Source organism: uncultured Ferrovibrio sp. (genome assembly GCF_937960835.1).
Lineage (GTDB): Bacteria > Pseudomonadota > Alphaproteobacteria > Ferrovibrionales > Ferrovibrionaceae > Ferrovibrio.
In genome coordinates, this window is sequence record NZ_CALGPC010000011.1 from 112,634 (window position 1) to 124,680 (window position 12,047).

Consider the following 12,047-nt stretch of genomic DNA (forward strand, 5'->3'; position numbering starts at 1 on the left):
CGCCGGCAGGATGCGGCATCGGCTTCACTCCGGCTCATGCCGCCTTGCCGGTCGGCTGCTGGTGCGTGACCCGGAACTGGTCGCCAAACACCTGCCGAAGCTGCGACGAAAACTGCTGCCGGATGTAGTCGGCGATGAACTTGCTCGGAGCGACAAGCGTGATCCGGTCGTCGCTCTCGATCGCGCGAACGCGCGTGAACCACGAGCGCAGCGCCGATGGATCGAACTCGCGCGCCAGCTTCGGCAGCCAGGGCTCAAGGCTCGGGTCGAACTCGACCGGGGTTGACGTCGCACCCGTCTGCTTGTGGCCGACGGCTGGTCTGCCCTCCTGCAGAACCTTCCGCACTCGGTTGCGCCACGTTCCTTCCCAATCAAGCTTCACGCCATCCTTGCCAGCGACGCCGCACCAGTAATCGCGGAACCGCTCCCACTCAGCCTGCGGATCTGGATGGCCTTCCGCCTTCGCCCATAGGGCCCAACGTTCCGGTAGCTCCATGTCAGCGGTCAGGCGGGTGCCGCGCTTGGTCTTGTCCTTGCCCCGATCCTGCTGCTGATCATCGCCCACGAGGACGAGCGCCGGAGGCGCCCCATCCCGAAGGGATGTAGATTCTTCTCTGTTCTCATCTCCTCTGTTCTTATCTGTCGTGACATCGCGTGACGTTCCGTGACCGTGCGTGACATCAGTGCGATCAACCGCTTCCTTCTCGCGCTCGCGTTGCCGCCGCTTACGCTCGGCGGCCGTGTTATCCTCTCGTTTCGGCTGGCGTTTCTCCCAATTGGTCAGCCGGTCACCCTCCAGGGTCTTGCCCTGCATGGCGTCGTAGATCGCCTTGACCTGTTCAGGCTCCATGTCCAAACCGGCCGCCACATCCTCGGCATTCCAGCCGACGAGGTACCCCCGATTTTCAGCCTGGCTCGCGCACTCCAGCATTGCCGCCCAGACTGCAATCACGTCACGCAATGTCACGCCTGCGCGCTTAGCGACAACCCGCCATTTGGGGTCGGTGACCGTCCCGTGGTGCCAGCGAAACCACTCCATCGCTCTTACGCCTGCTGGTTCGGGACGAACACGATCCGACCGAGGTCAGAGTCGAACACATACTGGCCGCCATAGGTGCGCGGATCGAACCGCTGGCCAGGCGTCGGCCGTGCCGGCTGGTTCTGCAAGTAGGCCATGTTCTCGTCAGTCAGCAGGCCGCGCCCGGTGCCGGAATAGTTCTGGTTGATAATGTCCTGCCGGCTCCGAATGGCGCGCTCGTAGGCCTCGCCGGAATCCTCGGCCGCCATGCCCTTGATCAATCCCTGGGCGCCTCCGCTGACCACGTTCCCGACAAGGGTCTGGTTGCGTTCCATCCATTTGAGCAGTCCGCCCGAGGCCGACGGTGAGTAACCGCCGTGTGGCGGGGCTGGCGGTGCGGAACCGAGTGGCCCAACTTGCACGCCAGCGGCGCCGCCAGGTTGGCTCGATACCATCGCGCCCGTACCGATATTGTCTGCCGTCGGGGTCTCCAGTGGACCGACATTGGTCGCGGCTTCGCCGGCCGGCGCTTCGTTCAGGCCGGAGAGCGGATCGGTGTTCATGCCGAGGCCACCCATGACGCCGCCAGTGACCGCGCCACCCAGCGCGCCCATCTGCATGCCCTTGGTGACGCTGCCGCCCGTCAACGCCGATGTCGCAACACCGATAGCCGCACCGTAGCCCGCTTGCGTCAGGGCTCCGGTGAGCACATTGCTTAAGACACCTGTCGCTCCCATTTTGGCCGTGAGGCTCGAAATAGCCGCGCCCCAGGTCGGCATCGCACCGAGCGCCGCGCCCGCCGTGAATACGACGGCCCCGACCGCCAGCACTGCCGGAAGGACTTTCTTCACAGCCTTGGCGACCTTGTTGAAGACCTTCGTGACCCCTTTGAACACCTTGCTCATTGCTGGCTCCCTCTGCTGCGATCAGGCAGCCTTGGAAGTGAGGCGTTCGATCAGATCGAGCACGTCGGATCGCCTCCACGCGGTGATCCGCGGCCCGACTTTGACCGGCTTCGGGAACCGGCCATCCCGTACGCCCTGCCACCAAGTGCTTCGCGCTACGGGAACGAGCCGAAGGACGTCCGGCAGTCGGAGCAATGCAGCGGGGTCGGTCGGCTGCTGCAGGCGTTCGCTTTGCTCCATATGATCGTCTTGCTGCATGGTGAAACGGCTCCAGGTCAGTGTGGACTGGTCTGGATTGTGCCGTCCGTCGCCCGGAACTTTGACCGCAAGAAGTGCCGATTTTTTGAAGGGGGTTTCGCCCCCCTACGAACTTCCGCCCCAGATTTTCGGCAGGATGGCTCGGCTTTCTTCCCAAGCCTTCAGAGCTTTCCGCGCCGGAGTATTCGGGTCGCCTACCGGTTTCCCTGTCGCTTCTTCGTAAAGGACCGAGAACAGCTCATCGAACAATCCATCCTTGGTCTTTGTCACCTTGTCTGGACCAAGAAAGGCGACAACGGCCTCGGCCAGATATACCCCCATGCTGCGTTGCGCATGGTCGATTGGTCTGCCTGTCCGATATTGAGCCGCCTTCTCCAATGCAGCCTCGGAGGCCTTCACCACTACCGTTACTTGATCCAGCATCCCCGTGAAGCCGTCCGGTTCACCAACTGACATGAGAAGCCGGCCATTCCCATCCAGCGCTTTGAGGCGCCGCATTAGATCAAGAGCCGAGTTGTGCACGGCATCGAGATCACGACGGAGTTGATTCAGCGTCGCCGCGTCTTTTGCCGCGAATGAGACCGCGCGATAGACGGCCAGCACGTCATTCAGCGCGGCACGAAATTCGTCAGGTGGTTTGATGCCAGTCTTGCGTCCGACGATCTCGGAAATGCGTCTCCACGCTTCGTCCGAAACCCTCTCGTCGGTGAGCGTGTAGGCGCCGGTTGGGCCGAACTCGCGCTCCGTCATGCCACGGCGGCTTTCGTCTGTGCACGACCAATCGGCACTACTTTGCCCTTTGCGGCAGCCGTTGCGCAGTGCCGCGCCCATGCTTCCATTAGCTGGCGGCGCTTCTCGAACAGATCGCCTCGACGGTAGGCAGCCTCCACCTTGTCCTCGATCGTGTGAGCCAGCGCCATCTCCGCGACTTCGCGCGGGAAGCTGGTCAGCTCTGCGGCCCAGTCGCGAAACGTGGAGCGGAAGCCATGGGCCGTCAGGTCCTCCCGGTTCATGCGTTTCAGCAACTGAAGGAAAGCCATGTTCGATAGCGGCCGGTCCTCGTTGGCACCGGGGAACACGTGATCTGCGGGCTTCGCGTCGCCCTTCAACCGCTTTAGCAAGGTCACGGCCGCAGTCGACAGCGGGACGCGATGCTCCTTGCCGGCCTTCATTCGCTCCGCCGGCACGGTCCAGACCTTCTTGATCAGGTCAACTTCCTGCCAGCGAGCGCCGATGACCTCGCCACTCCGCGCCGCCGTCAGGATCTGAAATTCCAGGCCACGCGCGGCGACGCTGTCGCGGCTTCGCAGATCGCGCATGAACGCGCCCAGCTCGTCGTAGGGCAGGGCGGCATGGTGGACAACCTTCCGAATTTTCGATCTCGATGGCAGGAGCTTGTCGAGGTGCCCTCGCCAACGAGCCGGATTGTCGCCATTGCGGTAGCCGCGGGCAGACGCCCAATCAAGCACCGCTTCAATGCGCCCACGCACGCGCGTCGCCGTCTCGGTCTTCGTCTGCCAGATCGGCTCAAGGACGCGCAGGACGGTGCCGGTGTCGATCCCGCGTACTGGCAGGTTGCCGAGCACCGGATAGGCATAGGTATTGAGGGTGCTCGTCCATTGCTTCGCGTGCTTCGCATTACGCCAGCCCCGCTCGTGGGCAGCGATGTAGCGCTCCGCGCACTGCTTGAAGGTTACAGAGTCGCTTGCCTCGATTTGCAGTCGGGCACGTTCGGCATCGCGTGCCGCAATAGGATCAATCTTCTGATGGAGCAATCTGCGGCACTTTTCGGCCTGAATGCGCGCTGCTGCGAGCGAAACCGTGTGGATCGGCCCAAGCCCCATTTCCCTGGCCCGGCCGTTCAGGGTGAACCGGAACAGCCAAGACTTGTTGCCGGATGGCCCGACCTGTAGGTAGAGGCCGCCGCCATCTGCAAAGAGGCCCTTCTGCGATGCGGCAGCAACGGTCCGAGCCGACAGGCGATTGATGCTGCGGGCCATGTCCTAACCCCCATTTCAACCCACAAATGCGGGCCGGATCGTATCGGACTAAGTCGGATCGGTCCAGACGGACAAGCTTAAAACTAGCATTAATTCATGGGGTTGATAGAGGTTGTCGGGATCGCATCGGACTGCATCGGACGACAGATAGGCGGACACCCTCTCCGCCATCATTATCGGAAACTCCCGGGACTTCCGCAAATAACCAAAATATTAGGCTTTTAGTCTTAGCGAGTGAACAAGGGGGGATACAAAGCGTTTCGCTCCGATTAATATTTAACTGCAGATTACTGTAGGTTACAGAAAAGTAATAGCCAATCTGGCTAATGTGTATTGCCAAGCTGGTCTGCGAGGTTCATTCTGGTAATAAGGATTGGGACCATGCGCCAGATCTCTTATCGCTCTTTCGATCGGCACCGTGAGAAACAGATTTCTCGCGAAAGGGACGATCACGCCCTCCGTTCCGGTGTGGTCAGTATAGAAATACTATCGCGACAGAATAATTTCTTTGCCTCTTTAGATCTTTCTCGCGCTCGCATCGGCTGGCCACGGCGTTCACGTCAAGTCCAAACCGTCTTAGCCGCTGGCGAGTGACTGCCAATAACCCAGAACATTTGACTCCTGATGAAGTCAGGGAGATAACCCGCGTTTTAAATAGCGCGGATGATGTCTTCATTGTCGGAGGCCAAGCCCTCAACCTGTGGGCCGATCGTTACTCGGCTCACGATGATGAGTTGAAAGCTGCCGGGCCGTTCACAAGCAAAGACGTTGACTATTTTGGTTATCTCGATGCCGCACGGAAGCTTGCCGAGCATTTTGGAGGCACTGTCAACATACCCGAACCGGGCGACGCCACTCCAAATTCTGCGGTGGTTGTTATTGAGATCAACGGCAAAGTAGCCGTTATCGATTTCATCAATAGCTTGCTGGGCTTTACAAACAGTGATTATGCAAAGATCAAAGAGGGTGTAGTTGATCTTATTGTCCCCGTCCAAACGACGGATGGAATTGCAGAGATTCATCTACCTGTAATGAGTCCGCTGCACTGCCTGATCAGCAGGGTGGCGAATGTTCTTCACCCCGCAACTCTACGGTCGGACGACACAGCCATACGCCAGCTTAAAGCCGCACCAAGAGTACTTATAGCTTACATCGACGAAGCGCTAAGGGAAGGCGTATGGAAGGAAGCAAAGATTGCATTTCAATCTTTATTCCAATATCTGCGATCCAATGAATTTGGTCGTGTAGTTCACACAAAAACAGACATTGATCCTTTGAAGGTTTTAGAAGTATTCGCCGATGATCCGCGCATAGATAAGCGCTATCGCAAATATAACCTCAAGAGAATGATTGAAGAGATTCAAGAGAGACGGAAAGCTTAATCCATACACTTCGCCTTTGGCCAACCTTGACGCTATGGCCCGCCACCAAAACTGAGGAGGCGCACCGCCCAATCTTAGTCTCAAAACCCAAAACAAATCTTGCGATCTCTCATCTCAGAACAATCACCGTCGCCGCTGACTGGTGGTATTGACCCAAAAGGGTGATACAAAAGCTGGCTCATACGGTAGATGAAATATTAAAAACTGGTGTTTCAACTTTCGCGCGGACAGCTCCGCCACTTCCCGTTACGTCCCAATCAATCCCTATGCCGTGGGTCGAGCGCGTCACGCAGGCCGTCGCCCAGCAGGTTGAACGACAGCACCACCAGGAAGATCGACAGGCCGGGATAGATCGCCATCCAGGGCGCGTCCGACATGTAATCCTTGGCGGCATTCAGCATGCTGCCCCAGCTCGGCTCAGGCGGCTGCTGGCCGAGGCCGAGGAAGGACAGGCTGGCCTCGGCGATGATGGCCGAGGCGATGGTGAGCGTCGACTGCACCATCAAAGCCGGCCAAATATTCGGCAGGATATGGCGGAATGCGATGCGGGCCGGTGAATTACCGATGGCGCGCGCAGCCTCGACATAATCCTCCACCTTCACGGACTGCACCTGCGCCCGCGTCAACCGCACGAAGATCGGCGCCGCAGCGACGCCGATGGCGATCATCGCATTGGCCAGGCTTGGGCCAAGGAAGGCCGCCATGGCAATCGCCAGGATCAGGAAGGGCACGGCCAGCATGGCATCGGTGAAGCGCATGATCACGCCATCCACCACGCCGCCGGCATAGCCCGACAGCAATCCAACCGGAATGCCGATCGCCAGCGCCAGCAGCACGGAGATCACGCCGGCAAACAGCGAGGCGCGCGCACCATAAATGACGCGCGACAGCACGTCCCGGCCCAGTTCGTCACCGCCGAAAGGATGCTCCAAGGTCGGCTCGCCGCGCAGCGCGCTCCAGTCGGCTTCGGTCGGGTTGTACGGCGCAATCCAGTCCGCCAGCAGCGCCATGCAGACAAAAAGCAGCACCACCACCAGGCCAACCACGGCGCCCTTGCGCCGCAGCAGGCGGCGGAATGCACGCCGGGTGGGACTGTCTTCGCGGGCCGGTTTCTTGGCCGCAGCAGGCGAGGATGCAGCGAGTTCGCTCATGTGCGCAGCCTCGGATTCACCAGGAAATACGCAATATCCGCCAGCAGGTTCAGCAGCACATAGGCGGTGGCCGTGCACAGCACCACGCCCTGCACCACGGCATAATCGCGGTTGAACACGGCATCGACGATCAGCTTGCCGAAGCCGGGAATAGAGAAAATCTGTTCGGTCAGCACGGCGCCGGAGAGCAACTGCCCGAATTCCAGCGCGCCGAGCGTGATCACCGGCACGGCCGCGTTGCGGAAGGCATGCTTGCCGATCACCACGCGCTCATAAAGGCCCTTGGCGCGCGCCGTGCGGATATAGTCGCTGGCCAAAACCTGCAGCATGGCGCTGCGGGTATGGCGCATGAACACCGCGGCAATGCCGGTACCCAGCACGAAGGCCGGCATGATCATGGCCTGCAGGTTGGCCCAAAGGTCTTCGGTTGGCGACACGTAGCCCGAAGCCGGCAGCCAGCCGAGATGAACGGAAAACAGCAAAATCATCATGATGCCGAGCCAGAAATTCGGCGTCGACAACCCCCAGAGGCCGATGACATTGGCGAGATAATCCGGCCAGCGGCCGTTATACAGCGCGGAGATCACGCCTGCCGGCAGGCCGATGAGCAAAGCCACCAGCATCGAAAGAACCGCCAGCTCGATGGTCACCGGCAGCTTTTCCAGCAGAAGCTGCGACACCGGCAGCTGAATGCGGATCGACTCGCCGAAATCGCCCTGCAAGATACCGCCGATCCACAGGCCGTATTGCACCCAGATAGGCTTGTCGAGATTGTACTTGGCCCGCAATTCGGCAATCGCCTGCGGATCGCGCTCTTCGCCCGCCATGGCGATGGCGGGATCGCCCGGCAGCAGCTGCTGCAGTCCGAAGATGATCATCGACACGAAGATCAGTGTCGGGATCAGGATGGCGAGACGCCGGAACAGGAAACGGGTCATGGGGCCTTCGATAGGAAGGGTTGCCGCCCGGAAGCGGCAACCCTGTTCAACTTACATCTTCATGCCGACGAAGCGGATCAAGCCGTCCGGATATTCCTTGAAGCCGGTCAGCTTGGCGCTGTGAGCATACAGCCACTTGCGATGCAGCAGATAGATGATCGGCCGCTCTGCATTGATGATCTTCGCGGCCTTCTCCCAGGCAGCCTGGCGCTGCGCCATGTCGGTGGTCAGGCGGCTGTCGTTGAGGATCTCATCCAGAGCCGGATTGCACAGGCCGGAATAGTTCAGCGGCTGCTTGCAGGCATGGAAGGAGTAGAGGTTGCCGTCCGGATCGGGGCGGCCGCTCCAGGCCAGGATATAGGCCTCGAAATCGCCCTTGTCGGCCATGTTCAGCGAGGTGGCGAATTCGGTGGCCTGGATGCGCACGTCAAAGCCCGCGTCCTTGGCCATCGCCTGCACGACCTGCGCGATCTTGCTGGCATCCGTGGTGGTCGGGGTAACCAGGTTGACCACCGGATTGGGATTGCCGGCTTCCTTCAGCAGCTGCTTGGCCTTGGCCACGTCACGCTTCGGGATCGGCACCGACTTGGCATAGGCCGGGTTGGTCGGCGCAACCCACTGGTTGCCCGGGGTGGCCAGGCCGTCGAACACCACCTTGTTGATGCCGTTGCGGTCCAGCGACAGTTCGAAGGCTTCGCGGATCTTCGGGTTCGAGCCCAGCGCCGAGGTCTTGGCCTTGTCGCTCTTACCGATGTTGATGGTAATGCCGTAATAGCCGATCTCGGTGATCGAGGCGAATTTCAGCTTGCTGTCGTTCTGCACCGCCTTGGCATCGGTGGCCGCCAGACGCTCGATGAAGTCAAGCTGGCCCGAGCGCAGGTTGGCCAGGCGCACGGTAGCGTCGACGAAGGGCCGGAACTCGATGCGCTGGAAATGCACATTGTCCTTGTTCCAGTAGCCGTCGTACTTCTCCAGCACGATACGGTCCTGCGCGACGCGCTCGACGAACTTGAACGGGCCGGCGCAGACCGGCGCGGTGGCGAACTTCTCGCCCAGCGCCTTGCCCGCTTTCGGCGAGATCATCATGCCGGCGCGGTCGGTCAAGGTCGCCAGCAGCGGCGCAAACGGCGCGGCCGTGTTCAGCTTCACCGTCAGCGGATCGACCACCTCGACGCTGGTCACGGCCGAAAGCTCGCCGCGGCGCTGCGAGCCCTGCATCGTCTTGTGGCGCTCGATATTGTACTTCACCGCCTCGGCGTCGAACTTCTCGCCGTCATGGAAAGTAACGTTCGGGCGCAGCTTCAGGATCAGCGACTTGTTGTCGTCCGACCATTTCCATTCGGTGGCCAGTTGCGGCACCACCTTCAGGTCCGGCGAGATGTCGACCAGCTTGTCGCACAGGGCCGAGAAAACGACGCGGCCGACAAAGGTGCGGGCGAGCGTCGGGTCCAAAGCGTCCGGGTCCTCCGCCAGACCGAAGCGCAGCGTTTGCGCCGAGGCTGCGCCTGAGCCCAGCAGCACCACCGCCGATAAGGCGGCTAAAGCAGATGTCCTGATCATGATCCCCTCTTTCTGTTTATTGATCCCAAACACGTTGCGAAACTCAGTGTGAAACTTCGGTGAAACGCGCCTGCAGCCGTGCCAGCCGTGCCGCACCCTCGCCCGCGCTTTCGACCGGCAGCGGTGCAGCCTCGGGCAGTTCGCGCCAGCGGTGGCAGGCGACGCTATGTCCAGCCGCCGTCTGCTCCATTTGCGGCACCTTCTGGCGGCAAAGATCGACAGCGAACGGGCATCGCGTGTGAAAGCGGCAGCCTGCCGGCGGATCGATCGGGCTTGGCACATCACCCGACAGGATCATGCGCTGGCGCGCCGCATTCGGCCGCGGCACCGGAATGGCCGATAGCAGCGCGCGCGTGTAGGGATGCCGCGGTTTGGCGAACAGTTCCGCGGCCGGCGCGATCTCGACGACGCGGCCAAGATACATCACCGCAATGCGCTGCGAGATATGCCGCACCACCGCCAGGTCATGGGCGATGAACACCATCGCAATGCCAAGCCGCGCCTGCAGATCCTTCAGCAGGTTCAGCACCTGAGCCTGCACCGAGACATCCAGCGCAGATACGGCTTCGTCGCAGACGATCAGATGCGGCTCCACCGCAAGCGCGCGGGCAATGCCGATGCGCTGACGCTGGCCGCCGGAGAATTCATGCGGATAGCGCCGGGCATGACTGGCCCTCAGGCCGACGAGGCCCAGCAGTTCCTCCACTCGCGCCTTGCGCTTGGCGGGCGGCACCAGCCCGTGCAGCATCAGCGGCTCGGCCAGGATGTCATAAACCGTCATGCGCGGATTGAGCGACGCGTAAGGATCCTGGAACACGAGCTGCATCTCGCGGCGCAGGTCGCGCAACGCGCTGCCCTGCAGACGCGTGATGTCGCGGCCATCGAAGCGGATGCTGCCGGCCGTCGGATCGATCAGCCGCAGGACCAGCCGCCCGGTGGTCGATTTCCCGCAGCCCGACTCACCGACGAGGCTCAAGGTCTCGCCATGCGCCAGATCGAAACCGACATCGTCCACGGCGGAGACAAAACTGACCGGACGGCCGAACCAGTTGGTGCGTGCCGTGAAATGCTTGGTGAGGCCGCGGACTTCGAGAAGATTGCTCATCGCCGTTTCCTCATGCGAGCGGTGCCTTCCAGCAGGCCACCGCATGGCCGGGCAGAACCTCGCGCAGCTCTGGTGCCGCCATGCGGCATTGCGTGTCGGCGAACGGACAACGCGGATTGAAGCGGCAACCCGTCGGCGGATCGAGCGGGTCGGGCACACTGCCTTCGATCGAGGCCAGCCTTTCCTTCGTCTGATCGAGCCGCGGAATCGAGCCCAGCAGACCGATCGTATAGGGATGCTGCGGCACATCGAAAAGCTGCGCCACCGGCCCTTGTTCGACCACCCGGCCAGCATACATCACCGCGACATGATCAGCCATCTCGGCGATCACCCCCATATCGTGGCTGATCAAAAGGATTGCCGTGCCGAGATCGCGCTGCAGATCCCTCAGGAGATCGAGGATCTGCGCCTGAACGGTAACATCCAGCGCCGTCGTCGGCTCATCGGCGATCAGCAGTTCCGGCCCGCAGGCCAGCGCCATGGCGATCATCGCGCGCTGCCGCATGCCGCCGGACAACTGATGCGGATAATCGTCGACGCGCTTCTCCGGCGCCGGAATCCGCACCTTGCGCAGCATCTCGATGGTCTGCTCACGCGCCTCAGCCTTGGACAGGCGCTTATGCCGCAGCAGGCCTTCCATGATCTGGTCGCCGATGGTGAAGGCCGGATTGAGCGAGGTCATCGGCTCCTGGAAGATCATTGCCAGGCGATTGCCCCGCAGATCGCGCATGGCATTGTCATCCAGCGCCAGAAGGTCGCGGCCGTCGAAGCGGATGCTGCCGCCCGCGATCCGCGCCGTGCGCTGGGGCAGCAATCCCATCACGGTCAATGAGGTCACCGACTTGCCGCAGCCGCTCTCGCCGACGATCCCGAGCGTCTTGCCTGCATCGACGGAAAAGCTGACGCCGTCGACCGCGCGGAATTCGCCGCCATCGGCCGCGAAATAGGTGCGCAGATCTTCGACCTCGAGCAATGCCATCAGGCAGGCTCCTTGCCGGCGGAGGCCTCATCTCTCAGCGCTGCCTCGCGCCGCTGCGCTTCGGCTTCAATGACGGCGCGGTCATAGACACCGCTGAGATTGTCGCGCGTGGCGAGGAATTGCATGAAGGCAGCATAGCGGCCCTGCGAGATGCGATACAGCCGGCGCAGCTCGGCCAGCGGATCGGGATGATCGTCGGCGCGGATCGACAGCGCGGGATAATCTTCCGTCGTATGGATCAGCAGACAGGCCGATTGCTTGCCGCGCTTGTCGCCGCCGGCCGCCTCGCCCGCCTCCATCGCCGCCAGAAAACGCTCGGCGAATGGCAATGACGCAGACTGCAGGAAGGTGTCGTAGGTTGCCGCGACGACATCGGGTCCGGCCAGCATGTTGCCCGCCACCGACAGATTCTCGCCGCTGCGATGACCGCACCAGCCGATGCAATCCGCGCCGGTATGCACCGCCGCGCGGCCCTGCGCGTCCACCACATGCAATTGCCGCGTGGCGCGGCCCTCGTCCGAGACGATCAGCTGCGCCACCACCTCTTCCGCCGAAGCGCCGCTGGCCAGCAGGGCCAGGCCGCGCGGGCCATAAGTCGGGTTGATCAGCGCCTGCGTCGACAGTGCGCCGCTGCCAACCCGAATATGCGGGCAAAGCGCTCCAACCGCGAAGAAACGCGAGGCCACGGCGACGCCGAAGGCGCCGTTCGCAGGATCACGCGCGACGATCGACCAGGTCATCTTCTCTTCCC

General features: G+C 61.8%; 12 protein-coding genes. 1 reads left to right on the forward strand and 11 read right to left on the reverse strand.

What is annotated here, in order from left to right; genetic code table 11:
* Positions 1-34: 34 nt before the first annotated feature.
* The 5 genes from Q0603_RS11600 to Q0603_RS11620 all read right to left on the reverse strand — a co-directional run bounded on the left by Q0603_RS11600 (position 35) and on the right by Q0603_RS11620 (position 4,181).
* Positions 35-1,039, reverse strand: a complete 1,005-nt coding sequence (locus Q0603_RS11600) for a DnaA N-terminal domain-containing protein (RefSeq protein ID WP_298725759.1) — start codon at positions 1,037-1,039, stop codon at positions 35-37.
* Between the two features lie 5 nt (positions 1,040-1,044).
* Positions 1,045-1,923, reverse strand: coding sequence for a hypothetical protein (locus Q0603_RS11605; RefSeq protein WP_298725761.1), 879 nt, complete (start codon positions 1,921-1,923; stop codon positions 1,045-1,047).
* A gap of 21 nt (positions 1,924-1,944) precedes the next feature.
* A complete protein-coding gene (locus tag Q0603_RS11610) occupies positions 1,945-2,181 on the reverse strand; it encodes an AlpA family phage regulatory protein (RefSeq protein WP_298725763.1) in 237 nt (78 codons plus the stop codon).
* 105 nt (positions 2,182-2,286) lie between these two features.
* Entirely contained in the window at positions 2,287-2,931 is a 645-nt protein-coding gene (locus tag Q0603_RS11615) for a hypothetical protein (RefSeq protein ID WP_298725765.1), read from the reverse strand.
* Entirely contained in the window at positions 2,928-4,181 is a 1,254-nt protein-coding gene (locus tag Q0603_RS11620) for a site-specific integrase (RefSeq protein ID WP_298725767.1), read from the reverse strand. The genes Q0603_RS11615 and Q0603_RS11620 overlap by 4 nt, the downstream gene beginning before the upstream one ends.
* Positions 4,182-4,771: 590 nt before the next feature.
* On the opposite strand from Q0603_RS11620, the gene Q0603_RS11625 reads away from it, so the two are divergent.
* A complete protein-coding gene (locus Q0603_RS11625) occupies positions 4,772-5,563 on the forward strand; it encodes a hypothetical protein (protein ID WP_298725769.1) in 792 nt (263 codons plus the stop codon).
* A 257-nt stretch (positions 5,564-5,820) separates the two neighbouring features.
* Here Q0603_RS11625 and Q0603_RS11630 read toward each other — a convergent pair whose 3' ends face one another.
* Genes Q0603_RS11630 through Q0603_RS11655 form a run of 6 tightly spaced genes read right to left on the reverse strand, consistent with a single transcriptional unit; the run spans position 5,821 to position 12,036 of the window.
* The gene (locus Q0603_RS11630; RefSeq protein WP_298725771.1) at positions 5,821-6,714 is read right to left on the reverse strand and encodes an ABC transporter permease; all 894 of its coding nucleotides are present in this window, start codon (positions 6,712-6,714) and stop codon (positions 5,821-5,823) included.
* Positions 6,711-7,652 (reverse strand): ABC transporter permease, encoded by a 942-nt coding sequence (locus Q0603_RS11635; protein ID WP_298725774.1) that lies wholly within the window; start codon positions 7,650-7,652, stop codon positions 6,711-6,713. The genes Q0603_RS11630 and Q0603_RS11635 overlap by 4 nt, the downstream gene beginning before the upstream one ends.
* 51 nt (positions 7,653-7,703) lie before the next feature.
* Complete coding sequence (locus tag Q0603_RS11640) at positions 7,704-9,212, reverse strand: ABC transporter substrate-binding protein (protein ID WP_298725776.1); 1,509 nt, start codon at positions 9,210-9,212, stop codon at positions 7,704-7,706.
* Positions 9,213-9,255: 43 nt separating this feature from the next.
* Positions 9,256-10,317 (reverse strand): dipeptide ABC transporter ATP-binding protein, encoded by a 1,062-nt coding sequence (locus Q0603_RS11645; RefSeq protein ID WP_298725778.1) that lies wholly within the window; start codon positions 10,315-10,317, stop codon positions 9,256-9,258.
* Positions 10,318-10,327: 10 nt separating this feature from the next.
* The gene (locus Q0603_RS11650) at positions 10,328-11,296 is read right to left on the reverse strand and encodes an ABC transporter ATP-binding protein (RefSeq protein ID WP_298725780.1); all 969 of its coding nucleotides are present in this window, start codon (positions 11,294-11,296) and stop codon (positions 10,328-10,330) included.
* A complete protein-coding gene (locus Q0603_RS11655) occupies positions 11,296-12,036 on the reverse strand; it encodes a DUF1028 domain-containing protein (RefSeq protein ID WP_298725782.1) in 741 nt (246 codons plus the stop codon). The genes Q0603_RS11650 and Q0603_RS11655 overlap by 1 nt, the downstream gene beginning before the upstream one ends.
* Positions 12,037-12,047: the final 11 nt, after the last annotated feature.

Coding starts and splice junctions, on each gene's coding strand:
- Q0603_RS11600 (WP_298725759.1), bottom strand. CDS start 1,039: ATGGAGTGGTTTCGCTGGCACCACGGGACGGTCACCGACCCCAAATGG.
- Q0603_RS11655 (WP_298725782.1), bottom strand. CDS start 12,036: ATGACCTGGTCGATCGTCGCGCGTGATCCTGCGAACGGCGCCTTCGGC.
- Q0603_RS11640 (WP_298725776.1), bottom strand. CDS start 9,212: ATGATCAGGACATCTGCTTTAGCCGCCTTATCGGCGGTGGTGCTGCTG.
- Q0603_RS11645 (WP_298725778.1), bottom strand. CDS start 10,317: ATGAGCAATCTTCTCGAAGTCCGCGGCCTCACCAAGCATTTCACGGCA.
- Q0603_RS11635 (WP_298725774.1), bottom strand. CDS start 7,652: ATGACCCGTTTCCTGTTCCGGCGTCTCGCCATCCTGATCCCGACACTG.
- Q0603_RS11650 (WP_298725780.1), bottom strand. CDS start 11,296: ATGGCATTGCTCGAGGTCGAAGATCTGCGCACCTATTTCGCGGCCGAT.
- Q0603_RS11620 (WP_298725767.1), bottom strand. CDS start 4,181: ATGGCCCGCAGCATCAATCGCCTGTCGGCTCGGACCGTTGCTGCCGCA.
- Q0603_RS11610 (WP_298725763.1), bottom strand. CDS start 2,181: ATGCAGCAAGACGATCATATGGAGCAAAGCGAACGCCTGCAGCAGCCG.
- Q0603_RS11605 (WP_298725761.1), bottom strand. CDS start 1,923: ATGAGCAAGGTGTTCAAAGGGGTCACGAAGGTCTTCAACAAGGTCGCC.
- Q0603_RS11630 (WP_298725771.1), bottom strand. CDS start 6,714: ATGAGCGAACTCGCTGCATCCTCGCCTGCTGCGGCCAAGAAACCGGCC.
- Q0603_RS11615 (WP_298725765.1), bottom strand. CDS start 2,931: ATGACGGAGCGCGAGTTCGGCCCAACCGGCGCCTACACGCTCACCGAC.